Source organism: Pseudarthrobacter sp. NPDC058119, from assembly GCF_042884655.1.
GTDB lineage: Bacteria > Actinomycetota > Actinomycetes > Actinomycetales > Micrococcaceae > Arthrobacter.
The window spans coordinates 146,617-168,712 of record NZ_JBHVTN010000006.1 but is presented as its reverse complement, the minus strand read 5'-3'; the positions used below and the strand labels follow the sequence as shown (position 1 = coordinate 168,712).

Genomic DNA, 22,096 nt, shown 5'->3' with positions numbered 1-22,096 from the left:
GGGTGTGGCTAGAACAGGAAGTAGCGCTGCGCCATGGGCAGCGCATCGGATGGCTCGCAGGTGACGTCCTCGCCGTCCACCGTCACCTGGTAGGTTTCCGGGTCCACCTGGATGTCGGGCGTCGCGTCGTTGTATTTGAGGTCGCTCTTGGTGAGGTTCCGGATCCCGGAGACGGGCCGGATGACTTTCTCCAGCCCGAGTTCTTCAGGAACCCCGGCCTCGATCGCTGCCTTGGACAGGAAGGTGATGGAGGACTGGTGCACGGCCTTGCCGAAGGTGGCGAACATGGGACGCATGGTGCGCGGTTGCGGTGTGGGGATGGACCCGTTGGAGTCGCCCATGAGTGCGTAGGCGATCTGTCCGCCCTTGAGCACCAGTTCCGGTTTGACGCCGAAAAACGCCGGATCCCAGAGCACCAGGTCCGCGAACTTTCCCACTTCCACGGACCCAACGGAGTCGGCTATGCCCTGGGCGATGGCCGGGTTGACGGTGTACTTGGCCACGTAGCGCTTGAGGCGGAAGTTGTCGCTCCCGGTGCTGCCGTGCGCGGAGGCCGAGCCGTCGGCACCAAGGTCCGTGCCGCCGTCGGCCGCTAAAATTCCGCGCTGCTTCTTCATCTTGTCCGCCACCTGCCAGGTGCGGGTGATCACCTCACCCACCCGGCCCATGGCTTGGGAGTCGGAGGAGGTGATGGAGAAGATGCCCATGTCCTGCAAGACGTCTTCGGCGGCGATGGTTTCGGCGCGGATGCGGGAGTCGGCGAAGGCCACGTCCTCGGGGATGTCCGGGTTGAGGTGGTGGCAGACCATCAGCATGTCCAGGTGCTCTTCGATGGTGTTGCGCGTGTACGGCAGGGTGGGGTTGGTGGACGCGGGCAGGACGTTCGGCATCCCGGCGATCTTGATGATGTCCGGCGCGTGGCCGCCGCCGGCGCCTTCGGTGTGGAAGGTGTGGATCACGCGGCCGTCGATGGCGCGGATGGTGTCCTCCACGAACCCGCACTCGTTGAGGGTGTCGGTGTGGATGGCCACCTGGATGTCATACTCGTCAGCCACCTGCAGCGAAGTATCGATCGAGGAGGTGGTGGCGCCCCAGTCCTCGTGCACTTTGAGGCCGATGGCACCGGCGCGGATCTGCTCGGCGAGGGGTTCGACGGCGGACGCGTGGCCTTTGCCGAACAGGCCGATGTTCATGGGGAACGCCTCGGCCGCCTGCAGCATCCGCTGGATGTGCCACTTTCCGGGGGTGACGGTGGTGGCCTTGGTTCCTTCCGCCGGGCCGGTGCCGCCGCCGATCATGGTGGTTACCCCGCTGGCCAATGCCGTGGGGATCTGGTCCGGCGAGATGAAGTGGATGTGGGTGTCGATGCCGCCGGCGGTGAGGATTTTCCGTTCCCCGGCGATGATCTCGGTGCTGGCACCGATCACGATGTCCACGCCGTCGGTGATCTGCGGGTTCCCGGCCTTGCCGATCCGGAAAATGTGGCCGTCCTTCAGCGCCACGTCCGCCTTATAGATGCCGGTGGAGTCCAGGACCACGGCGTTGGTGATGACGGTATCGGGAATGTCCCCGTCCCGGGTGGTCTGGCCATTCTGGCCCATGCCGTCGCGGATCACCTTGCCGCCGCCGAACACCACTTCCTCGCCGTAGACGGTGAGGTCCTTTTCGATCTCGAGGAACAGGTCGGTGTCAGCCAGGCGGATCTTGTCACCCGTCGTCGGGCCATACAGGTCGGCGTACTGCCGCCGCGGGATCTCGAAGCTCACTTTGCATCCCCTTCCGTGAGTGGCCCGTTTTGGCGCGTGCCGCCGTCGAGCCTTCCGTTGACCGCGTTGCTGAGCCCGTAGACCTCCCGGGTCCCGGCCAGTTCAATGAGCCGCACGCTCCGCGAATCCCCCGGCTCGAACCTGGCCGCCGTTCCCGCGGGAATGTCCAGGCGCCGGCCGTAGGCCGCCTGCCGGTCGAAGGCAAGGGCAGCATTGGCCTCGGCGAAATGGAAATGTGAGCCCACCTGGACGGGCCTGTCGCCGGTGTTGGTCACCGCGACCTCTATGGCCTCCCGGCCCGCGTTCGCGGTCACGGGTTCCGGCCGGAGGACGTACTCGCCTGGAATCATTGCCGCGCTCCTTAGCGGATGGGGTTGTGGACGGTGACCAGCTTGGTGCCGTCCGGGAAGGTGGCCTCGATCTGGACGTCGTGGATCATCTCCGGCACGCCTTCCATCACGTCCTCGCGGGTGAGCAGCGTGGTGCCGTAGCTCATGAGGTCCGCCACCGTCCTGCCGTCCCGGGCGCCCTCGATCAGCTCGTAACTGATGATGGCCACCGCCTCGGGGTAGTTGAGTTTGAGGCCGCGGGACTGCCTTCGGCGCGCCAGGTCGGCGGCCACCACAATCAGGAGCTTTTCCTGCTCACGCGGCAACAAATGCATGGGATTCCCTTCGACGGCCTGCGGCGTGCTGCCAGCGTAAGCGGGCCACGTTTCCGCCAGGTTTCATGACTATCAACAAAGGCTGTGGATCAGGACTACGTTGCCCGGTCAATCCGCGCCAGGATCTCCTCGGTGGACTGGATGGGCTGCCGATAGGTGGTGGACAGGATCCGGAGCATGTCGGCGGCATCCTGGTCGGCTTCCGAGGCCATGGCGTCCTTGGCGTAGGTGACCCGGATGTTGTGCGCGAACGCGTCAGCAGCCGTCTGGGCGATGCAGTTGTGGGTGGAGACGCCGGCCAGCACCACGTCGTCGGCGGCCCAGTTCCGCAACCTCGCCAGCAGGTTGGTTCCCACGAAGGCGCTGTCACGTGTCTTGTTCAACTGGGGCAGGTCCTCCTTCATGAGGCCGGGCACGGAGTGGGCCTGTTCGCTGCCACGGAAGATGAAACCCTGGCCGTCGTCCAGCATACTGAGGGTCCACGTGGATTTGTCCCGCTCGTGTTCGGTTCCGATCAGGAGGGCGGCCTGCCCGGCAGCCTTGAACCCTTCCAGCAGCCGGTTGCACTCCCCCACCACGCGCTCCTGCTGGGCGGCCAGTTCGGGCGCCTCGAAGAATGCGTTCTGCATGTCGATGACAAGGAGGGCGATCATGTGGGCACCTTTCCCTGGTGGGCCGGTTGGAAAAAGTTACCCGCCTGCAGGGCGTCGAAACCCTAGGGAGCCGATTCCCTGGTTTTCAGTTCGAACCCAGCCTCCACGTGCACACCCTGGGCCGAGGTCTCCCGCCCGGCGAGACGGTCCAGCAACAGGCTGATGGACCGCTCCGCAATCTCGTCCATGCCCGGCGCGACAGTCGTTAGGGAAGGGGACGCAAACCGCGATTCGTCGAGGTCGTCAAACCCTGCCACCGCCACATCCTGCGGTACTTTCACCCCGCGGACCTGTAATTCGTGCATGGCACCCAGGGCCAGGACGTCGTTCAGCCCGAACACGGCGTCGAACTTCACCCCGCTGTCCAGCAGCCGGGCGACGGCGGCGGCACCGGTGTCGCGGCGCCATTCAGCAGGTGCCACCAGCGCGGGGTCGTAAGGGATGCCCGCCTCCGCCAGCGCCGTCTTGTATCCGCCCAGGCGCAGGCCACCGGTGCCGGCGGACTGGCCCGCGTCCGCTCCGATCACGGCAATACGGCGGCGGCCGCCGGCCAGCAGGTGCCTGGTCAGGGCAGCCGCTGCTTCCCCGTTCTTCATGGTCACCAGGTCGAAGCGGGGATCCACAATGTGCTCACCCAGCATCACCAGCGGCTTCCTGCCCGCCCGCGCTGCTATGGCCTCCGCATCCACCGCCAACGGCGTGAACAGCAGGCCGTCCGTCAGCTGGCGGAAGGTCCCCTGGAGGGCGCCGAGTTCAGCGGCGGGCTCCGCGTCGGACTGCTCCACCAGCACCCGGTAGCCGTGCTTCGCCGCGGCTTTCATCAGCTTCGATGCCAGCTCGGCGTAATACGGTACGGAGAGGTCGGACAGCACCAGGCCCAGCATGGACGTCTTGCCGGACCGCAGGCTGCGGGCGGTGAGGTTTGCCTCGTAGCCCAGATCCGCTATGGCATCCTGCACCCGCTGCTTGGTGGCGGGACGGATGAATTCATAGTCGTTCAATACGTTCGAAACCGTTTTGAGGGACACCCCGGCCGCCCTCGCGACGTCGTTCATGGTTACTGCCATTAACGCTCTTTTCCAGCCTTCGCTGCCGCCTTCGCGGCCTGCTTGCTGGCGCGCACCTTGGCCAGGGATTCCGGGTCCACAATGTCAGCCACGGACAGGTAGGCGCCCTCGTCGCCGTAGTGGCCCGCTGCCTCGCGCCACCCCGTGGCCGTGAGGCCGCGCTGCTTGCCCAGCAGGGCCAGGAAGATCTTTGCCTTCTGCTCCCCGAAACCGGGCAGCGCCTTGAGCCGGCGCAGCACCTCGGCACCGTCCGGCGAACCCTTGGTCCAGATGGCGGCGGTCTCGCCGTCCCATTCGTCCTGGACGGCGGCGGCGAGCGCCTGGACACGGGCAGCCATGGAACCGGGGAAGCGGTGGACGGCGGGACGCTCCTTGAACATCTCCACGAATGCCGCCGGGTCATGCGTTGCGATGGCATCGGGTTTGAGCGACCCCAACCGCGTCCGGATCTTTTCCGGCCCGGCAAATGCAGATTCCATGGTGACCTGCTGGTCCAGCAGCATGCCGGTCAGGAGGGCGAAATCGTCCTCAGTCAGCAATTTGTCCGCGGCGGGATCACCCGTGATGTGCAGTTCCATGCCGTCCATCCTCCCACCTGCGGCCCGCCGTCGTCATAAGCGTTCCCGGCATTGCGTCCGGGCACGTCAGGACTCCACGGCCAGCCGGATCATGGACCAGGACACTGCCGGAAGCTCGGCGGTGAGCCCTCCGCCGTCGGCCTTGACCGTGGGGTTTCCGGACGGCAGGACCGAGGTGGAATCGTCGGCGCTGGCCCGCCAGTAGGGTTCCTTGTTGGCGTAGGTCACCGCTTCCAGCACGCGCACGTTGTTTGCCGTGCCGCTGCGTGCGTCAAGGGTGGCCCCGGCCATCCTTCGCAATGGCTCCGGCGCCTCATGATCGGGCCACGGAGCTCCTCACCTGCGGCAACGTCCCGGGCGCAGCGAACGGCCAGTCTCCAAGTACTACCTAATCGAAAAAACAGGTATCGGCTACGCATTCACCGGAGGCAGGAGGGCCATTAGGTTTTTCACAGGGACAAGGCCTCCAGGCTCTCGGCACTTGTCCCACTAGGGGGGTTCGAGACTTGGCTATGCATCAATCACAACATTTAGGCCCAAGCTTCCCGGTCCACAGGACCCGGGGTATAGGCGGGGCCGGCGACGAGGAGTCCTTCGAGACCAAGGGCTCTCCCCCAGCCGTCGCCGGCCCTCCGGCCCGCCTGGCCCCCCGCAGAGGCCATCCGCGGCTGACCTCCGCTGCCGGCCACGTAAAGGCCCCTCCGCGGAACAACGCCCTGCTCCTTGACCTGGTGAACGGCGCGCAGACCCTGGCCGATTCCCTGGACCTGCTGGTGGCGGCATCGGCTGCCCATGTGGTCGGGACCGCCGGCATCGACGTGGGCTGCGGGCTGGTGCTGCTCCAGCCCAAGCGCGGCCCTGCCATCACCGGTACCACCGACGAGGTGGTCCGGCTGCTCGACTGGGAGCGGGAAAGGGCTGAGGGGCCGGTGACCGATGTGATGTCCGGCGGCCACCCCGTGGCGGTCCTCCAACGCAACGGCGACTTCCGGTGGCGGCAGTACTCAGGCGAGCTGCAGGCGGCCGGCTTCGGCAGCACCCTTGCCGTCAGGCTCCGCCTGGACGCCGGTATTCCGTCCGACGACGGGGTCCCCGGCACCAGCGACCTCGGCCAGTCGAGTGCCGCCCTTGCCTTCTTCGCCCAGGACACAAAAGCGTTCCCACTCCAGGTCATCGCCGAAGCACGAAGCTTCGCGCAGCTGGCCACGAGAAGCCTCCAGATGGCCATCAACCTGCACACTGCACGCTCGCTGGCCACCGACCTGCGTTCGGCATTGGACAGCCGCACGTCCATCAACGTGGCGTGCGGAGTGATCATGGCCCAGAACAGGTGCTCCTACCAGGAGGCCTTCGCCATCCTTGCCAAGGCTTCAAGCCACCGCAACATCAAGGTCCGCAAGGTGGCCGAAGACATCCTTGAGCGCCTGCCCGAAGGTGCGCCGCACTCGCACTTCGGCCGCTGACCCGCAGACGCCCCTTCACGAACGGTTTACCGCCGCCTGCTCAGGAGGCCGACGCCGGCGCCGCGGTGCTGGCCCGGAGGACCAGCTGCGGCGGCACCACGGTGGAGCTCACCGCGGCCCCGGACTCGATCTCCGCCAGCATGATGTCCATGCAGCGGCGTCCCAGTTCCTCGAAGTCCTGCCGGACGGTGGTCAGCGGCGGCGTGAAGTACCCGGCTTCCGGCTGGTCGTCGAAACCCACCACCGAGACGTCGTCGGGCACCTTGACGCCCGCCTCCGTGAACGCCCGCAGGAGGCCCAGCGCCATCTGGTCATTTCCCACGAAGATGGCTGTCGCCGTGAGTCCGGACGCGAGCCGGCGGCCGATCGCGTAGCCGCTCCCCGCGCTCCAGTCCCCCTCCACCAGGAGGGATTCACCCAGGCCTGCTTCCCGGAGCACGGCCCGCCACCCCTCCGCCCGTTCGGCCCCGTCCGTCCAGTCGGGCGGACCCGCGATGTGTCCGATCTGCCGGTGGCCTTCCTTGACCAGATGCTCGACGGCGAGCCTCGCCCCGGCGCGCTGGTTCACCATGGCCCCGCTCACCGTCGCGCTGCCCGCAGAGCCCACGGCCACCACGGGCACCGGAAGGTTCATCTGCTCCAGCACGGCCAGGGTGTCCGCGTGCGGCACCAGCACCGCGATCCCGTCCACGGCCTGGTCCATGAAGTGGCCCACGGCGTCGGAAATGGCTTCCCGGCTGACCTCCCGCAGTGCCGCGATGCTGACAAAGTAGCCGGCGTTGCGGGCGGCATGCTCAACGCCCAGCAGGGTGTTGGCCGGACCGTACTGGGAAAGCTCACTGGCCAGCACACCGATGGTCTGCGAGCGCCGCGTGACCAGGCTCCGGGCCGCGGTGTTGCGCCGGTATCCCAGTTCCGCGATGGCTGCCTCCACCTTTTCCCGGGTTGCCTTGCTGACATTGGGGTGGTTGTTCACCACGCGGGAAACGGTCTGGTGGGAGACGCCGGCCACCTTGGCCACGTCTTCCAGGCGCGGCATCCGGCCCTTGCTGGTATTTGCCATGAGCCTATTGTGCCTGTGACCCCGGCGCCCCGCGTGCGCAACATGGGCCGGCGGTTCCGGATGGATCCTTGCGCGGCAGCTGTCCGGTGGAAAGGATGGGGAAGATCCCTGTTTGCAGTGAAGGAGCCGGCGGAATGACCAAATACCTGATCTCGTTTCCCAGCGGAGCCATGGACATCCCCGACGGCGGCCTGCAGGAAGTGGCGGACGCCGCGCACGCCGTGGTCCAGGAGGCAAAGGACGCCGGCGTCTGGGTTTTCGGCGGCGGGATCGACGAAAGCGTCCCACCCGTCATGGTTGACGCCGGCGGTACCGTCACGGCGGGCACCTACCCCCAGACGGCGCAGATCGAAGGTGGGTACACGGTGCTGGAGTTGCCGTCGTACGGGGATGCGGTGCAGTGGGCCGCGAAAATCGCCACGGCCTGCCGCTGCGCGCAGGAGGTGCGGGCTTTCCAGTACGACCCCGCCAGCTGAACCATGCACCCGGCGGAACCGTTTGTCCTTGCGTACCATTTCACGGGGCCTTGGCGGGTGCAGAACCCGCCGGCCGACCGTGTTCCCAGCCATGGGACACGGCTCTTCGCCACGAGCTTTGCCATCGATTTCACCCCGGTGGACGGGAATGGCCTGACCGCCCCCATCACCGTGGCCTCGCTGTTCCGGCCCGAGTCGCCGGAACGCTTCGTGGGGTTCGGGCGGCCCGTTACGGCCCCGGTGGACGGGCTGGTGCGCGCAGCCCATGACGGGGAGCCGGACCACCCCGCGCACCGCGGCTTTCCGTCGATCCGCTATGCCGCAACCCAGGCCCGCCGCGTACGGGAGGGGTGGCCAGGCTTGGCCGGCAACCACGTGATTATCGAGTCCGGTGGGGTGTTCATCGCCCTGTGCCACCTTCAGCGCGGGAGCGTCTGCGTCCAGGACGGCCAAGTGGTTGGCTGCGGGGCAGTGGTGGGCCGGTGCGGCAATTCCGGCAACAGCACAGAACCCCACCTGCACGTCCAGGCCATGGACTCGCCAGATCCGGCCCACGCATCCGCGGTTCCCATCACGTTCCCAGGCGGGCTGCCGCCGGGCGGGACGGTGGTGGAACCAGGGCTACGGGGCGGTTAAAAAGAAAAGTCCGCCTGCGTCAGCGGCGGACCTTCGTGGTCTTGATGGGTGGGCCCTGTGGGGCTCGAACCCACGACCCACGGATTAAAAGTCCGATGCTCTACCAACTGAGCTAAAGGCCCCTGCCGGCCGGTCAAACACGCTGTGCCTGCCCGTACGGCCCAATCCATTTCTGGACGTTAATACTCTAACCCATGGTTCCGGCCACTTCGCACACGCCGCGGCCCCGCCGTCGTGCCTTCCCACCCCTTGGTCCAGGCCTTTCCGGCCACCGGCGGACAAGCTCTACAGATGCTCGATTTCCCCGGCGGCACAGGAGTAGCGTGGGGGCATGAGCGAGCAAGCAGGAACCACTCCGTACGGCGGCAGCAACCGGCACCACAAGCCCAAGCCCTTCGCGCCGATGGACTTCGAGCCCTTCGCCGGTGGCGCCGATCCCGCCCGCGTGTCGGAGGCCGCCCACCTTGCAGCACAGGCGCTGGTCCGCCATGGCCGCGACAGCGACGATCCCGTGATCACCGAACGGCTGGTCAAGCTCGCCGACGAACAGGGGCTGGATGCGATCGCCGAGTTGTGGGCCGAGAGCCCTGCCCGCTCGCTTCCCGGCGCACTGTGGCGGCTCTACGCACTCCGTGCCGCCACCGTCCAGGACCCCGAACGCATCAGCGTCTATTTTCGCGCGGGACGGGACACCGCCCAAGTATCCAACGTGGTGGCCGGCGCGGCTGAGCCGCCGGGCGCGGACGAAATGCGCACCATGGCGGACGCCATCCTTTCCGGTGCGTTCGACGGCGATTTCGACGTCGCGCTGGAACGCTCCGCTGCGTTCTGCCGCGTGGTGGCACTCGGCCAGGCCACCCTGGCCGACGGCGCCGAGCACGCCAACGAGGCCCACGCCAGCAAACTGACCCGCAACTCCCACCAGCTGGTGAAGACCGCCGAGGACCTGGAACACGCGGCCAACGCGTGGCGCCTGGGCGAACTGGACTGAGGCGTCTTTTCCCCCGGCGGACCGGATTTCCGGGACGGACCAAGCCCCCACTGTCAAGATTGACTTGGGCCGGGGTAAGTAGAAGACTGAAACCGGTGCCGAACCGCGAAACCCCCGGGCTTCAACAATTAGCCGCCTAGAGCGGCCTACCGCCGAGAGGCGTATCCGGTTCGGCACCATTTTTCTGCCCTCTTCCAGGTGCCCGATTCCGGGGGTGCAGCCACGGGCCGGTAGAGTAATCCCCAGTTGCCCGCCGCCGTCAAGTCACGCGGCAGCAACCCCCGCCTTGATAAGTCCCTGGAGACCGGTAATCACGTGAAGCTGCGCCTTTTTCCACAGGAGCCCGCAGGGCTGAACCTGCTCTCACAAATGGCACAACAGATCGTGCTGGCCACCGCCACGCTGGCCGAGATCCTTGGCGTACCCGCGGACGAGCACGGCAAGCTTGTCGAGGACATGCACAACATCGAGGCCAAGTCCGCGGAACTGCATTTTGCGCTGCTGACCCATATGCGCACCAGCTTTGTGAACCCACTCCCCCGCGAGGACATGTACGCCCTGTCCCGGTACCTCAACGAGGCCATGGAGAAGATGGACGCGGCCGCGGAACTGGTGGCCCTGTACCGGCTCGACCGCCTGCCCAAACGGGCTGCCGACCAGCTGGAGATCATCAGCCGGCAGGCCGAACTGACCGTTGACGCCATGCGCAGGCTCAATGACCTGGACGACCTCGAGGATTACTGGATCGAGATCCTGCGCCTTGCCAAACGCGCGGAGCGGACACACCGCGTGTGGGTGGCGGACATGATCGCGGACATGAAGTGGGCGCAGTATTCCCGCAACCGCGACATCGCCAACCAGCTGGTGGAGGTCACCAAGGACATGCGGCGGGTGGCCACCCAGGTAGGCAGCATCATCGTCAAGGAATCCTGACGTGGCGGCCGTCATCTTTGGCGCCGTGGTCCTGCTGGCCGCGGCGTTTGCCTTCCTGAACGGCTTCCGTGACGCGTCCACGTCGGTGGCCCTCGCCGTGCGGAACCGGGCCCTCACCCCCAGCGTGGGCATCCTCCTGGCCGCGTTCTTCAACTTTGTCGGCGCCATCCTCAGCGCCCTGCTCGCCGTCGCTGTCAGCCGGACCTGGATCAGCCTCCCTGCCGGCACCGGCGGACTGGCCATCCTGGTGGCGGGCCTGGCCAGCGCCTGCGCGTGGGGCATCCTGATGTGGTGGCGCGGCATTCCCGCGTCATCCACCCATGCCCTGGTGGGTGGCCTGGCCGGCGCAGGCCTGGCCAGCCTGGCTGTCGGCGGCCCGGGGGTGGCCGGCGTGGACCAGTCGCTGCTGTTCCAGGTGGTCCTGCCACTGGTCCTGTCGCCACTGGTGGCCTACAGCGGTTCCTTCCTCCTGGTGTATCCGGCCACCTGGGTAGCCCGCTACACGCAGGCCAACGTGGTGAACCAGCGTTTCCGCCGGGGCCAGGCCGTCGCCGCGGGAGCGGTGGCGTTCGGCCACGGCCTGCAGGACGGGCAGCGCGTCAGCGCGGTCCTGCTGCTGGCCCTGCTGGCGGCAGGCTATGCCGACGGCGGGATCCCCACCTGGGTGGCGGCGCTCTCCGCGGTGATGATGACCGCCGGGACCCTTTTCGGGGGGTGGCGGATATCGCACACCATCGGCTACAAGATCACACGGATCGATCCCCTGCGCGGCTCCGTGGCCCAGACATTCAGTGCGGTGATGCTCTTTGTGGGTGCCATCGGGCTGCACTGGCCGCTCTCCACCACCCACACCGTCACCGCCGGCGCCCTGGGTGCCGGGGAGAACCAGCATTTTTCGGTCACCAACCGGAAGCTGGTCATCCGGATCCTCTGGCTCTGGGGGCTGACCCCGCTGGCCACCTGCGCCCTCGGCTTCGTGCTTGCGCTGGCCCTCTCCCCTATATCCATGTAGGCGGGGCGGCTCCCCTATACAGGGAATCCGGCGTGACGTACATTCAAAGTGCGCCCCCGGGGCAACGGTGCCGGGGACCGGCGTCCGCGCCGTGTGCAGGGCTGCGGACGACGCGCCGCTGCAGCCAACCGGCGGTCCGGATGCACAACGCGGAAAAGAGCAGGCGTCATGTCTCCCTCGTATTCCCGGCGCCCCCTTCCAGAGCCCCGGCAGCCCCGGTGCGAGGCCTGCGGAACCGAGCACCAGCTCACCATCCATGCGATCACGGCCATCGGCGCGGCAGGCGGTGACCTGGTCACGGTCTCCTACACCTGCAACGACTGCAATTTGTTCCAGGAACACACCGCGTACGCTACGGACGTGGCGGCTGCGCTGAACCAGGTGCACTGGATGACCCAGGTCATCCTCTTCGGGGACGACTACATCCACTGCGGCTTCCCCATGGAAGAGGCGGAGTTCGAGGTTGAGCGGCTCTGCTACCGCAGCGGCAGGCCGGGCAGTACGCTCAGCGCCGTGTCCCTCCCCACCCGAGTCCTGCGCTGCCATTGCGGGTTCCAGCTGGAGGTTCCGGAATAGCCACAGGGTTTGCTAGAGCTCCAGGGTGACGGGAGCTGCAGCCATCAGCACCGTGGTGAGTTCGTCCTGTGTCAGGTTGGCCGCCGTGCACAGTTCATGGTCCGCTACTCCGGCTGCCGAAGCTTTGCGGACCGCCTGCCGCAGGGACTCCTGGGCGGTATCCAGCTCCCACTGCATGCTTTCAAGGCGGGAACTGGTGCGCCACACCTCTGCCAGCACATCCTCTTCCTCAACGGGGGCCACGGCCAGCGAGAGATGCGGTTCGAGCTCCGGCGCCAGCGGCCCGGCTGCGAGGGGCCCCGCCAGCCCCGCCGCGGCGGCGAACGCCTGGGCCGGTTCCACGGCTTCCTGCACGGCGTCCAGTTCAGGTACGGAAACAGTAAGCTGGGGGCCCATGGGGTCACTGGCCGTCTGCGTCATGGCAAAACTCCTTTAGCGGGCTTACTACTAGTTCCGAAAGTATCTCGATTAGCGTACTAAACCCGTCAGTAGATCGCCAACGATGCCAATGGCTTACCCGAAACGGCCGGAGACGTAGTCCTCAGTGGCCTTCTCCACGGGGTTGCTGAAGATAGTGTGGGTGTCGCCGTACTCGATCAGCTTGCCCGGCTTGCCGGTGCCCGCGATGTTGAAGAACGCCGTCTTGTCGGACACACGCGCGGCCTGCTGCATGTTGTGGGTCACGATCACCACGGTGTACTGGTCCTTGAGCTCGTTGATGAGGTCCTCGATGGCCAGGGTGGAGATGGGGTCCAGGGCGGAGCAGGGCTCGTCCATGAGGATCACCTGCGGCTCCACTGCGATGGCGCGGGCAATGCAGAGGCGCTGCTGCTGGCCGCCCGAGAGGCCTGAGCCGGGCTTCTCCAGCCGGTCCTTGACCTCGTTCCACAGGTTGGCGCCCTTGAGCGAGCGTTCCACCAGGACGTCCGCCTCGCCCTTGGAGATCTTCTTGTTGTTCAGCTTCACGCCAGCCAGCACGTTGTCCCTGATGGACATGGTGGGGAACGGGTTGGGGCGCTGGAAAACCATGCCGATCTGCGAGCGCACGGTGACCGGGTCTACGCCGGGTCCGTAGAGGTTGTCGCCGTCCAGCAGGACCTCACCCTCGACGCGGGCGCCGGGGATGACCTCGTGCATGCGGTTCAGGGTGCGGAGGAAGGTGGACTTTCCGCAGCCGGACGGGCCGATGAACGCGGTGACGGACTTGGCTTCGATGTTGATGCTGACGTCCTCAACGGCGAGGAAATCGCCGTAGTACACGTTCAGGTCCTTGACGTCGATGCGCTTAGACATGGTGTTCCTTCACTTACTGGGTATGGATTGAAGTCTAGGATCCGCCGGGGTACGGCGGAAGGGAGTGCCTGGCTACCGGCCCGTTTTGGGAGCGAAGATCCTGGCGATCAGGCGCGCCACCAGGTTCAGGACCATCACCAGGATGATCAGCACCAGCGCCGCGCCCCAGGCCCGCTGCGATGACGGGTCCGGGTTGGAGGGCGAGGTGGGGTTCAGGATCTGGGTGTAGATGAACGTGGGCAGCGAGGCCATCCAGCCGCCGAACACGTTGGAGTTGATGCTGGTCGCAAAGCCCGCGGTAACCAGGATGGGCGCCGTCTCACCGATGACCCGGGCAATGGCCAGGGTGACGCCGGACGCGATGCCCGAGATCGCCGTCGGGATAACCACCTTGAGGATGGTCCGCCACTTGCGGACGCCCAGGGCGTAGGCGGCCTCGCGGAGCTCGTTGGGCACGATCTTGAGCATTTCCTCGCTGGAGCGCACCACCACGGGGATCATCAGCACGGAAAGCGCGACGGCGGCCACCGCACCGGTCTTGGTACCCGGGCCCATGACCGCGAAGAAGAACGCGGCTGCGAACAGGCCGGCCACGATCGAGGGGATGCCGGTCATGACGTCCACGAAGAACGTGATGGCCTTGGCCAGGCGGCCGTCGCGGCCGTACTCCACCAGGTAGATGGCCGTGAGCAGGCCAACAGGAACGGAGATGACGGTGGCCAGCAGAGTGATCTGCACGGTGCCCAGGAGGGCGTGGTAGATGCCGCCCATCACCGGGGCGCCGCTTTCCACAGCCTTGTTGTCGAAGGCGCCGGTGACGCCGTTCATGGAGGTGGTGAGGAATCCGGGGTCGATAAGTCCGGGGATGCCGCTGACCAGCACGGTCCAGATCACCGAAACGAGGGGCAGCAGCGCCACCAGGAACGAGCCAACCACCAGGCAGGTGGCCAGCTTGTCCTTGGCCTTGCGGGAGCCCTCCACGGCGGCGCTCCAGGAAACCAGGCCAACCGCGAACAGGATCGCGGAGACCAGGCCCCAGCCGAACGCGTTGAAGCCGATCAGGGCGAGGATGGCGGCGCCGACGATCAGGGCGCCGCCGAGCACCGCATACGGTGCGTACTTGGGCAGCTGGCCCTTGGTGAGGGCAGACCGCTTGCTGCGGACCGGGGTAAGCGTGGAGGTCATTTAGTTGGCTCCCGAGAATTCTTTGTGCCGGGTGATGACCCAGCGCGCGATCATGTTCACGCCAAGGGTGATGATGAACAGCACCAGGCCGGCGGCGATCAGGGTGCTGACCTTGAGGCCGCTGGCTTCGGGGAAGTTCAGGGCGATCTCGGCGGCGATGGTCTGGTTTCCGGACTGGATCAGGCTGGCAGTCAGTGCACCGGAGGAGAGCACCAGGGCAACGGCCATGGTCTCGCCGAGCGCACGGCCCAGGCCCAGCATGATGGCACTGATGATGCCCGGGCGGGCGAAGGGCAGTACGGCCATCCGGATCATTTCCCAGCGGGTTGCGCCGAGTGCCAGCGCAGCTTCCTCATGCAGCTTGGGGGTCTGCAGGAAGATCTCGCGGGACAGCGAGGTGATGATGGGCAGGACCATGACGGCGAGGACGATGCCCGCAGTGAGGATGGTCTTGCCGGTGGTGGAGGCGGGACCCTGGAAGATGGGGAGCCACCCAATGTTCGCCGCGAGCCAGCCGTAGGCCGGGGAGATTTCCTTGGCAAGGAACGCGGCACCCCACGCGCCGTAGACCACGGAGGGGATGGCGGCGAGCAGGTCCACCACGTATCCGAGCCCGGAGGCGAGGCGGCGCGGTGCGAAGTGGGAGATGAACAGCGCCACGCCGATGGCGATGGGGGTGGCGATCACCAGTGCGATGGCTGCGGCGATCAGGGTGCCGATCACGATAGGCCAGATGTAGGCGAAGAAGCCCTGGCCGCCCTGGATCTTGTCCGCGGGCGCGGTCAGCGCCGGAATTGCCTGGACTACCAGGAAGAGTGCGACGCCGAAAAGGACGGCGAGGATCAGGCACCCTGCGGCGAGCGTGGCACCGGAGAAGACTTTGTCCCCGGCGCGCCCAGCGCCTTGGGTACTGGTCAGGGAGGTGGCGGTCATTCGACGGCCCTTCGGTTCGTTGCTGGATTAAGGAAGCGGTGCAAAGCCAAGTTCCCCGCACTGCCGTCCGGCAGGCGGGGAACCCGGTTTTACAGCGTTGGCTAGGACTTGACCTTGACCGAGTCGATGGCCTTGGCGGCCTTTGCTGCGAGGTCGGAGGACAGCGGGGCGGACTTGGCCGAGTCAGCTGCGGCCTTCTGGCCCTCGCCGGAAATTACGTAGTGCTCGAAGGCCTTGACCAGGTCAACGGTCTCCTGCTTGTCGTAGGTGGTGCACAGGACGTGGAAGGACACCAGGACGATCGGGTAGGCCCCAGCGATGGTGGTCTTGCGGTCCAGCTTGATGGAGAGGTCGTTGGCGGCACGGCCTTCGACGGGCTTGCCGGCATCGACTGCCTTGGCAGCAGCGTCGGCGGAGATCTTGGTGAAGGAGTCGCCCACCTTGATCTGGGCAACGCCCAGCTTGCCGCTGACGGCGGAGTCGTCAGCGTAGGTCACGGCACCGGGGGTGTCAGTGACGGTCTTGACCACACCGGAGGTGCCCTTGGCGTTTTCGCCCTGGAGGCTGGCGGGCCAGATGCCGGCGGCCTTGTCGGTCCAGACGTCGGCCGCAGCGGCGGACAGGTAGTCCGTGAAGTTCTGCGTTGTGCCGGAGTCGTCGGACCGGTTTACCGGGGTGACCTTCAGGTCGGGGAGCGTTACGCCGGCGTTGAGGGCAGCGATGGCGGGATCGTTCCACTTGGCGATCTGGCCGCGGAAGATCTTGGCCACGGTGGTGGCGTCCAGCTTCAGGTCGGTGACGCCGGGAACGTTGAAGGCCACGGCGATCGGGGAGATGTAAACGGGGACGTTGATGGCGCCGTCGGGGCCGCACTTGTCCTTGGAGGAAGCGAACTCGGCGTCGCTCAGGTAGGCGTCCGAGCCTGCGAACTGGGCCGAGCCGTCCAGGATCGCCTTGCGGCCTGCGCCGGAGCCGTCCGGGGAGTACTGCACGCTGGCGCCGGAGTTGGCGGAGGCGAAGTTGGTCTTCCAGGCGTCCATGGCTGCGCCCTGGGCGGAGGAACCAATGCCGGTCAGCGTGCCGGTGACCTTGGGGCCATTGGCAGACTGGCTGCCTGCAGGCGCCGTGTTCGTGGCGTTGTCTGAACCGCAGGCGGTAAGCGCGAGTGCGCCGGCTGCGATAACAGCGATAGCCGCGTGGCGGCCGAAGCGGAGTGCCTTCACTAGATGTACCCCTTCCAGGGTTATTCAGGTGCGGGACAGGGACGGAGAGCCCTGCTGCGCGATGCGTACTTTTTGTACCTTCAAGCAAGTTATGGGCCGCAGGTAACGGGATGGGCTGTCCAAAGTGAACGGAGGATTAACGACGGCGGGATTTTGGCTGACAAATACCGGGTCACCATTGCGCAGATCACATGCGCGGTCGTAGTGCACCTGCGCAAGGCAGTGGATCGGCACTGAATAGTATTGGACCCATGGCCATCCCAGCAGGACTCTCAGCAACCAGGCGGTTCCTGCGCAGCCGAGTCCGGACCGGGCTGATCCGCAGCCGCAACTCGTTCGTTCCCGCCATCCAGATGACCGTCTGCGCCGTGGGCGCGTACGCCTTCGCGGAGTACATCCTCGGCCACACCGGGCCGCTCTTCGCCGCCACCTCGTCCCTGATCGCCCTTGGCTTCTCCCGCGAACCCCGGCTCCGGCGGGTGATGGAAGTGGGCCTTGGCTGCACCCTGGGCATAGTGGTGGGCGACCTACTCCTACACTGGCTTGGCGGCGCCATCTGGGTGGCCGCCGTCGTGCTCCTCTTTTCCATCCTGCTGGCCCGGTTCCTGGACAGCGGAAACATCTTCACCACCCAGCTGGCACTGCAGTCGCTGTTGGTGGTCCTGCTCCCGGCACCGTCCGGAGGCCCGTTCACCCGCAGTATCGATGCGGTGGTGGGCGGCCTGTTCGCCTTGCTGGTGACCATCCTGGTGCCCAAGGATCCCCGCCAGGAGCCGCGCCGGGACGTGCAGAAATTGCTGCATGAACTGGCGGAGGTGCTGCGCGAATGCGCCGGCGCGCTGGCCAACAGTGACTCCACGCAGGCCTGGCACGCCTTGATCCGCGGGCGGAACTGCCAACCACTGGTTGATGCCATGCGCCAGTCCCTTCGGGCGTCCGGCGAGGTGGCCACTCTGGCTCCCGCCTACCGCCGGCACCGCGATGAACTGGACCGGCTCAAGCAGTCCCTCGATTTCATCGACCTTGCCCTGCGGAACAGCCGCGTGTTCGCCCGGCGGCTGACCAGCGCCATCAACCACACGGCGCTCTCGGACGAGGCGACGGACAGCATCGCCGGCGTTCTGCAGGAGACGGCCGCCGCCATCGATGAGCTGTCGCTGGGGCTCGCGGAAACGCACGAAGGCGTCCGCCGCGCCCACCTGCGCACTGCCCGCCGGGACCTGAGCGAGATCGCCCTTCGCCTGCATCCGAAGCTGCTGGAGGTCCAGCGGCTGGAAGGCGAAACCGTTGTCATGCTGTTCCGGCCGCTGATGGTGGACCTGCTCGAAGCCACCGGCATGGACGCAGCCGAGGCCAGGGACGTCCTGCCCGCCCTCTAGTGTCAGTGCCCGCCACTAGTGTTTAACACATGGCAACAAAGACTTCCCGGGCGTCCAAGGCGCCCGCGTACAAATGCGCCGAATGCGGCTGGACCACCGCCAAGTGGGTGGGCCGCTGCGGCGAGTGCCAGGCGTGGGGCACCGTTGAGGAAACAGGCACGGCTGTTGCACGTACGACGGCGGCCACCACCGTTGTGGAGCCGGCCCGGCGGATTGCCGAGGTGGACGCAACCACCGCGGCGTTCCTGCCAACCGGCGTGGACGAACTGGACCGGGTCCTGGGCGGCGGCCTGGTGCCGGGTGCCGTCATCCTGCTGGCCGGCGAACCCGGTGTCGGCAAATCCACCCTGCTGCTCGACGTGGCCGCCAAGTTCGCCCGGACCGCCCAGGATGTCCTGTACGTGACCGGCGAAGAGTCGGCCGCCCAGGTGAAGCTGCGCGCCGAGCGGATCGACGCCGTCGCCGAATCCCTGTACCTGTCCGCGGAAACAGACCTGGGCCAGGCCCTGGGCCAGGTGGAGAAGATCGAACCCCGGCTGCTGATCGTGGACTCGGTGCAGACCCTCAGCAGCGCCGACGTCGACGGCAGCGCGGGCGGTGTGTCCCAGGTCCGCGAGGTGGCGGCGTCCATCATCGCGGCCGCCAAACGGCGGAACATGACCACCCTGCTGGTGGGGCATGTCACCAAGGACGGATCCATCGCCGGGCCGCGCCTGCTGGAACACCTGGTGGACGTGGTCTGCCAGTTCGAGGGTGAGCGCCACTCCCGGCTGCGTCTCCTGCGAGCCGTGAAGAACAGGTATGGGCCCACCGACGACGTCGGGTGTTTCGACCTCAACGAGAACGGCATCGAGGGCCTGGCCGATCCGTCCGGCCTGTTCGTCAGCCGCACCAAGGACCCGGTTTCCGGGACCTGCATCACGGTCACCATGGAGGGGCGCCGTCCTTTGCTGGCGGAGGTGCAGTCGCTGCTGGCCGAGAGCCCTAATTCCCAGCCGCGCCGCGCCACCAGCGGCCTGGACAGCTCGCGGGTGTCCATGCTGCTGGCGGTGCTGCAGCAGCGTGCGGGGACGCTCCTGCACAAGGACGACTCCTACGTTGCCACCGTGGGCGGGGTGAAGCTCAGCGAACCGGCCACGGACCTTGCCGTGGCCCTTGCCGTGGCCTCAGCCAAGGCCCGCAAGCCGTTACCCATCCGCCTGATCGCCTTCGGCGAGGTAGGCCTGGCGGGCGAGGTCCGGCCCGTTCCCGGAATCAACCAGCGCATCCAGGAGGCGCACCGGCTGGGGTTCACGCACGCCGTGGTTCCTGCCAGCCACACGGGGCCCGGGCCCGTGCCGGCCGGATTCTCCGTGCGGGAAGTGGAGCACCTCACGGAGGCACTCAGCCTGTTGATCGGCTAGCAGCCTGCAGCCCGGGTACTTCCGGATTGCGGCCGTGACGGCGGCCTGGGTCGCTGGCGGGTACTGTAAGGGCAGAACCTTCATGCAGACGGGGGTCGTCGATTTCTGTGCTGGGGGAAGCTTGGTGATCCAGGAAAAGCAGGGCGCCGCTGACGTTGCCGGCCAGGCACGCAGGGCGCCCATGCAGCCTGTTGTGTCGGACCGTCTGGATGGCCTGTTCGGGAGCCTCAGTGCGCGCAAGCGCGTAGCCGTGTGCCAATTGCCTGTTTCGCTGACTGTTGGGCTGGTGGTAGTTGCCGCGGCTGTCTTCAGCCCGGCGACGCTGGCCAGCGACCTGTTCCTTGCGGCCCTGTTGTTCCATCTGGCCATCGCCGCGACATGCGTGGCCATCCCGTGGGGCAGGCTCCCTTCCAATGCATTCGCCGTCATTCCGCTCCTTGACTGCCTGGCCATCGGGTTCACGCGCGAGGCGGGAGGCCCGGCCTTCAGTGTCCTGAGCATGACGTTGCTCTTCCCAGTGATTTGGCTTTCGGCGCAAGTCCGGCCGTACATGCCCGTTCTGGCTATTGCGGGGACCGTCCTCAGCGCGGTCGCCCCCTCCGTCCTCCAAGGGTCGGCGCCGGCGGGCGGATCAATGATCCGAATCCTCATCCTCCCCCTGGTGATGACCGTCCTCGCGGTCAGCGCCCACGTGGTGGCCACCACCATCCGCCGGCACCGCGTGCGGATCCTCCAGAGTGAGCAGGACCTGGCCCGCACCCTGGACGAAAGCATCCGCAGGCAGGGACTGCTCGACGCAGTGCTGAAGGCCGTGGGCGTGGGCGTGTGGGTGGTAGATGCCGGGGGCCGCACCGTGCTGGCCAACAAGGCCATGCGCACGGACCCTGCACTGTCCGGCGTCGTGGATCCTGCCGCCTCGCCGGGCCTGCTGATGGCCGACCGCTGCACCCCCGTACCGCCGGGCCTTCTTCCCGCAGCCCGGGCCGCGGCCGGAGACGCCTTCACCGATGAGCTGTATTGGGCCGGCCCTCCGGACCGGCAGCACGCCTACTCCGTGAGCTCGCACGGTTTCCCGTCGGCCGGGGGCCAGGAAGCCGGAGCGGTCATCACCTTTGTGGACGTCACCAGCCTAGTGAGTGCCCTGGCGGCCAAGGACGACTTCGTCGCCACTGTTTCGCACGAGCTGCGGACACCCTTGACCTCCATCCTGGGCTACCTGGAACTGGTCCTGGACGAACCCGATCACGAGGACATCAGGGAGGAGCTCCAGGTGGTGCGCCGGAACGCCGAACACCTGCTGAACCTGGTCAATGACCTCATCGCCGTGGCATCGGAGCGGGTGGACCTTGCCCTCGAGGAGACGGACCTGGCCCGGCTGCTGGCGCTGGAGGTTGACGCCGCCCTGCCCAAGGCGGCCGGCAACGGGCTCCAGCTTGTGCTTGAAGCGGAGGAGCCGCTCCCCGCCAGGGTGGATCCGGAGCGGATCAGCCAGGTGTTCAGGAACCTGCTCTCGAATGCCATCAAGTACTCCCCCAACGGCGGCGTCATCACGGCGCGGGCCCGCAGCACCGGCTCGGGCATGGCCTGCTCCATCACCGATACCGGGCTGGGGATGACGCCGGAAGAACAGGAACAGGCGTTCACCAAGTTCTTCCGTTCGGCGCGGTCACGCGAAACCGCCATCCCCGGCGCCGGGCTGGGACTGCCCGTCAGCAAGACCATCATCGAAGGCCACGGAGGTTCCATCAGCCTGGACAGCGAGCCCGGTGTGGGCACCACGGCAACGTTCATCCTGCCGCACGCCTAGCCGGCCCGGAACTTTGCCCACGCCGGCGCCGGCAGCAGGCGGGCTGGCAAGTCAGGACGGGGCGCCGGCCAGCCAACTGGAAACGTCGCTGCGCAGCACCAGCAGCGGGCCGCCGGTGGCGCTTACGTTGCCGTCGGTCACGTAGTACCCCCGGCCCGAGCCCGTTCCACCGGCCGCGCGGTCCAGGGCATCCACCAGGTGCCGCGGCAGGTGGCCCTGCGGACCAAGGCTGCGGAGCTCGTCCACTTCTTCCGGCGTGAGCCGTCCCAAAACCTCAGCAATGTTGGCCACGAGTGCTCCTTTCGAGCGGGGTGCCTGGCAGAGTGCCTGAAGGAATAACCTAGAGCAGCGCCGTGAACTCCACGTTAACGGTGGACGGCACCTGCACTTTTCCTGAAGATCCGGAGACCCAATGCCCATTCGAAGCGCAGGCATCCTGCTGTACCAACAGGACCCGGGCGCCCGGGTCGGGTTGCAGGTGTGGATCGCCCACATGGGCGGCCCCTTTTGGGCGCGCAAGGACACCCACGCCTGGTCCATTCCCAAGGGTGAGTACAACGACGGCGAGGACCCGCTGGCCGCAGCGCTGCGGGAGTTCGCGGAAGAGATGGGGACGGCCGCACCGGAGGCCGACTACCGGTTGCTGGGCGAGTTCCGGCAGTCCTCCGGAAAGCTCATTACGGCCTACGCCGCCGAGGCTGGGTTCGCCCCCCAAGTAATCACCAGCAACACGTTTCCGCTGGAATGGCCCAAGGGTTCCGGCAGAATCCAGCACTATCCCGAAATTGATGACGCCCGCTGGTTCCCGGAGCAGGAGGCCCGGACCAAACTCGTGAAGGGGCAGCTGCCCATCCTCGATGCACTGGTCGGGGGCTTGGCAACCAGCTAGGACACCTGCGCCAACGCACGGGGGCCGGGAACCCCCGCGGGGATGCCCGGCCCGGCCTGATGCGCCCCCGGTGTGGGGGAACAGCTGCAGCGGTGGAACGGCCTGC

24 protein-coding genes, 1 tRNA gene and 1 pseudogene are annotated in these 22,096 nt (G+C 66.9%); 11 read left to right on the top strand and 15 right to left on the bottom strand.

Annotated features, from left to right (window positions below; translation table 11 throughout):
- Positions 1–8: 8 nt before the first annotated feature.
- From ureC to ACFVTD_RS14175, 7 genes and pseudogenes are all read right to left on the bottom strand, one after another.
- Positions 9–1,766, bottom strand: coding sequence for an urease subunit alpha (ureC, locus tag ACFVTD_RS14205; RefSeq protein ID WP_387564072.1), 1,758 nt, complete (start codon positions 1,764–1,766; stop codon positions 9–11).
- On the bottom strand, positions 1,763–2,116 hold the full coding sequence (locus tag ACFVTD_RS14200) for an urease subunit beta (RefSeq protein ID WP_387564069.1): 354 nt from the start codon (positions 2,114–2,116) through the stop codon (positions 1,763–1,765). The genes ureC and ACFVTD_RS14200 overlap by 4 nt, the downstream gene beginning before the upstream one ends.
- 11 nt (positions 2,117–2,127) lie before the next feature.
- Positions 2,128–2,430, bottom strand: coding sequence for an urease subunit gamma (locus ACFVTD_RS14195; RefSeq protein ID WP_387564066.1), 303 nt, complete (start codon positions 2,428–2,430; stop codon positions 2,128–2,130).
- A 95-nt stretch (positions 2,431–2,525) separates the two neighbouring features.
- Positions 2,526–3,083 carry a cysteine hydrolase family protein gene (locus ACFVTD_RS14190; RefSeq protein ID WP_387564064.1) on the bottom strand — a complete coding sequence of 186 codons (558 nt, stop codon included), beginning with the start codon at positions 3,081–3,083 and terminating at the stop codon, positions 2,526–2,528.
- Positions 3,084–3,145: 62 nt separating this feature from the next.
- Positions 3,146–4,150, bottom strand: a complete 1,005-nt coding sequence (locus ACFVTD_RS14185; RefSeq protein WP_387564062.1) for a LacI family DNA-binding transcriptional regulator — start codon at positions 4,148–4,150, stop codon at positions 3,146–3,148.
- Positions 4,150–4,737, bottom strand: a complete 588-nt coding sequence (locus tag ACFVTD_RS14180; RefSeq protein ID WP_387564060.1) for an HhH-GPD-type base excision DNA repair protein — start codon at positions 4,735–4,737, stop codon at positions 4,150–4,152. Before ACFVTD_RS14180 ends, ACFVTD_RS14185 begins: the two co-directional genes overlap by 1 nt.
- A gap of 57 nt (positions 4,738–4,794) precedes the next feature.
- Positions 4,795–5,007: pseudogene (locus ACFVTD_RS14175) on the bottom strand (alpha-L-arabinofuranosidase); the annotation flags it as partial.
- A 452-nt stretch (positions 5,008–5,459) separates the two neighbouring features.
- Between ACFVTD_RS14175 and ACFVTD_RS14170 the strand changes: the two are divergent.
- Positions 5,460–6,191 (top strand): ANTAR domain-containing protein, encoded by a 732-nt coding sequence (locus ACFVTD_RS14170; protein WP_387564057.1) that lies wholly within the window; start codon positions 5,460–5,462, stop codon positions 6,189–6,191.
- 40 nt (positions 6,192–6,231) lie between these two features.
- On the opposite strand, the gene ACFVTD_RS14165 is transcribed toward ACFVTD_RS14170, so the two are convergent.
- A complete protein-coding gene (locus ACFVTD_RS14165) occupies positions 6,232–7,254 on the bottom strand; it encodes a LacI family DNA-binding transcriptional regulator (protein WP_387564053.1) in 1,023 nt (340 codons plus the stop codon).
- 134 nt (positions 7,255–7,388) lie between these two features.
- Between ACFVTD_RS14165 and ACFVTD_RS14160 the strand changes: the two genes are divergently transcribed.
- Together ACFVTD_RS14160 and ACFVTD_RS14155 are read left to right on the top strand one after the other, a co-directional pair.
- Entirely contained in the window at positions 7,389–7,730 is a 342-nt protein-coding gene (locus tag ACFVTD_RS14160) for a YciI family protein (protein ID WP_387564050.1), read from the top strand.
- 57 nt (positions 7,731–7,787) lie between these two features.
- Positions 7,788–8,366: a M23 family metallopeptidase gene (locus tag ACFVTD_RS14155; RefSeq protein ID WP_387564047.1), complete on the top strand. Its 579-nt coding sequence runs from the start codon at positions 7,788–7,790 to the stop codon at positions 8,364–8,366.
- Between the two features lie 49 nt (positions 8,367–8,415).
- Here the strand turns inward: ACFVTD_RS14155 and ACFVTD_RS14150 are convergent.
- Positions 8,416–8,488 (bottom strand) — tRNA-Lys (locus tag ACFVTD_RS14150).
- A 209-nt stretch (positions 8,489–8,697) separates the two neighbouring features.
- On the opposite strand from ACFVTD_RS14150, the gene ACFVTD_RS14145 reads away from it, so the two are divergent.
- The 4 genes from ACFVTD_RS14145 to ACFVTD_RS14130 all read left to right on the top strand — a co-directional run bounded on the left by ACFVTD_RS14145 (position 8,698) and on the right by ACFVTD_RS14130 (position 11,878).
- Positions 8,698–9,357 carry a hypothetical protein gene (locus tag ACFVTD_RS14145; protein WP_387564044.1) on the top strand — a complete coding sequence of 220 codons (660 nt, stop codon included), beginning with the start codon at positions 8,698–8,700 and terminating at the stop codon, positions 9,355–9,357.
- A 315-nt stretch (positions 9,358–9,672) separates the two neighbouring features.
- Positions 9,673–10,290: a DUF47 domain-containing protein gene (locus tag ACFVTD_RS14140; protein WP_159634237.1), complete on the top strand. Its 618-nt coding sequence runs from the start codon at positions 9,673–9,675 to the stop codon at positions 10,288–10,290.
- A 1-nt stretch (position 10,291) separates the two neighbouring features.
- On the top strand, positions 10,292–11,302 hold the full coding sequence (locus ACFVTD_RS14135) for an anion permease (protein ID WP_387564041.1): 1,011 nt from the start codon (positions 10,292–10,294) through the stop codon (positions 11,300–11,302).
- A 168-nt stretch (positions 11,303–11,470) separates the two neighbouring features.
- A complete protein-coding gene (locus ACFVTD_RS14130; protein WP_387564038.1) occupies positions 11,471–11,878 on the top strand; it encodes a hypothetical protein in 408 nt (135 codons plus the stop codon).
- Positions 11,879–11,890: 12 nt separating this feature from the next.
- Here ACFVTD_RS14130 and ACFVTD_RS14125 read toward each other — a convergent pair whose 3' ends face one another.
- The 5 genes from ACFVTD_RS14125 to pstS all read right to left on the bottom strand — a co-directional run bounded on the left by ACFVTD_RS14125 (position 11,891) and on the right by pstS (position 16,512).
- Positions 11,891–12,298: a hypothetical protein gene (locus ACFVTD_RS14125; RefSeq protein ID WP_387564035.1), complete on the bottom strand. Its 408-nt coding sequence runs from the start codon at positions 12,296–12,298 to the stop codon at positions 11,891–11,893.
- Between the two features lie 93 nt (positions 12,299–12,391).
- Complete coding sequence (pstB, locus tag ACFVTD_RS14120; protein ID WP_387564033.1) at positions 12,392–13,171, bottom strand: phosphate ABC transporter ATP-binding protein PstB; 780 nt, start codon at positions 13,169–13,171, stop codon at positions 12,392–12,394.
- A 72-nt stretch (positions 13,172–13,243) separates the two neighbouring features.
- Complete coding sequence (gene pstA / locus ACFVTD_RS14115) at positions 13,244–14,356, bottom strand: phosphate ABC transporter permease PstA (protein WP_387564031.1); 1,113 nt, start codon at positions 14,354–14,356, stop codon at positions 13,244–13,246.
- Positions 14,357–15,289 (bottom strand): phosphate ABC transporter permease subunit PstC, encoded by a 933-nt coding sequence (gene pstC, locus ACFVTD_RS14110; protein ID WP_387564028.1) that lies wholly within the window; start codon positions 15,287–15,289, stop codon positions 14,357–14,359.
- Between the two features lie 101 nt (positions 15,290–15,390).
- Entirely contained in the window at positions 15,391–16,512 is a 1,122-nt protein-coding gene (gene pstS, locus ACFVTD_RS14105) for a phosphate ABC transporter substrate-binding protein PstS (protein WP_387564025.1), read from the bottom strand.
- Positions 16,513–16,763: 251 nt separating this feature from the next.
- Here pstS and ACFVTD_RS14100 point away from each other — a divergent pair, with 251 nt between their 5' ends.
- The 3 genes from ACFVTD_RS14100 to ACFVTD_RS14090 all read left to right on the top strand — a co-directional run bounded on the left by ACFVTD_RS14100 (position 16,764) and on the right by ACFVTD_RS14090 (position 21,101).
- Positions 16,764–17,891, top strand: a complete 1,128-nt coding sequence (locus ACFVTD_RS14100; RefSeq protein WP_387564022.1) for an aromatic acid exporter family protein — start codon at positions 16,764–16,766, stop codon at positions 17,889–17,891.
- 29 nt (positions 17,892–17,920) lie between these two features.
- Positions 17,921–19,294: a DNA repair protein RadA gene (radA, locus tag ACFVTD_RS14095; protein ID WP_387564019.1), complete on the top strand. Its 1,374-nt coding sequence runs from the start codon at positions 17,921–17,923 to the stop codon at positions 19,292–19,294.
- Positions 19,295–19,418: 124 nt separating this feature from the next.
- Entirely contained in the window at positions 19,419–21,101 is a 1,683-nt protein-coding gene (locus tag ACFVTD_RS14090; RefSeq protein WP_387564016.1) for a sensor histidine kinase, read from the top strand.
- A 51-nt stretch (positions 21,102–21,152) separates the two neighbouring features.
- Here ACFVTD_RS14090 and ACFVTD_RS14085 read toward each other — a convergent pair whose 3' ends face one another.
- Complete coding sequence (locus tag ACFVTD_RS14085) at positions 21,153–21,392, bottom strand: hypothetical protein (protein WP_387564013.1); 240 nt, start codon at positions 21,390–21,392, stop codon at positions 21,153–21,155.
- 121 nt (positions 21,393–21,513) lie between these two features.
- Between ACFVTD_RS14085 and ACFVTD_RS14080 the strand changes: the two genes are divergently transcribed.
- Positions 21,514–21,990, top strand: coding sequence for an NUDIX domain-containing protein (locus ACFVTD_RS14080; protein ID WP_387564010.1), 477 nt, complete (start codon positions 21,514–21,516; stop codon positions 21,988–21,990).
- Positions 21,991–22,096 lie beyond the last annotated feature (106 nt).

Coding starts and splice junctions, on each gene's coding strand:
- radA (WP_387564019.1), top strand. CDS start 17,921: ATGGCAACAAAGACTTCCCGGGCGTCCAAGGCGCCCGCGTACAAATGC.
- ACFVTD_RS14080 (WP_387564010.1), top strand. CDS start 21,514: ATGCCCATTCGAAGCGCAGGCATCCTGCTGTACCAACAGGACCCGGGC.
- ACFVTD_RS14195 (WP_387564066.1), bottom strand. CDS start 2,430: ATGCATTTGTTGCCGCGTGAGCAGGAAAAGCTCCTGATTGTGGTGGCC.
- ACFVTD_RS14190 (WP_387564064.1), bottom strand. CDS start 3,083: ATGATCGCCCTCCTTGTCATCGACATGCAGAACGCATTCTTCGAGGCG.
- ACFVTD_RS14125 (WP_387564035.1), bottom strand. CDS start 12,298: ATGACGCAGACGGCCAGTGACCCCATGGGCCCCCAGCTTACTGTTTCC.
- ACFVTD_RS14165 (WP_387564053.1), bottom strand. CDS start 7,254: ATGGCAAATACCAGCAAGGGCCGGATGCCGCGCCTGGAAGACGTGGCC.
- ACFVTD_RS14200 (WP_387564069.1), bottom strand. CDS start 2,116: ATGATTCCAGGCGAGTACGTCCTCCGGCCGGAACCCGTGACCGCGAAC.
- pstC (WP_387564028.1), bottom strand. CDS start 15,289: ATGACCGCCACCTCCCTGACCAGTACCCAAGGCGCTGGGCGCGCCGGG.
- ACFVTD_RS14130 (WP_387564038.1), top strand. CDS start 11,471: ATGTCTCCCTCGTATTCCCGGCGCCCCCTTCCAGAGCCCCGGCAGCCC.
- ACFVTD_RS14100 (WP_387564022.1), top strand. CDS start 16,764: ATGGCCATCCCAGCAGGACTCTCAGCAACCAGGCGGTTCCTGCGCAGC.
- ACFVTD_RS14185 (WP_387564062.1), bottom strand. CDS start 4,150: ATGGCAGTAACCATGAACGACGTCGCGAGGGCGGCCGGGGTGTCCCTC.
- pstB (WP_387564033.1), bottom strand. CDS start 13,171: ATGTCTAAGCGCATCGACGTCAAGGACCTGAACGTGTACTACGGCGAT.
- pstA (WP_387564031.1), bottom strand. CDS start 14,356: ATGACCTCCACGCTTACCCCGGTCCGCAGCAAGCGGTCTGCCCTCACC.
- ACFVTD_RS14145 (WP_387564044.1), top strand. CDS start 8,698: ATGAGCGAGCAAGCAGGAACCACTCCGTACGGCGGCAGCAACCGGCAC.
- ACFVTD_RS14160 (WP_387564050.1), top strand. CDS start 7,389: ATGACCAAATACCTGATCTCGTTTCCCAGCGGAGCCATGGACATCCCC.
- ACFVTD_RS14180 (WP_387564060.1), bottom strand. CDS start 4,737: ATGGACGGCATGGAACTGCACATCACGGGTGATCCCGCCGCGGACAAA.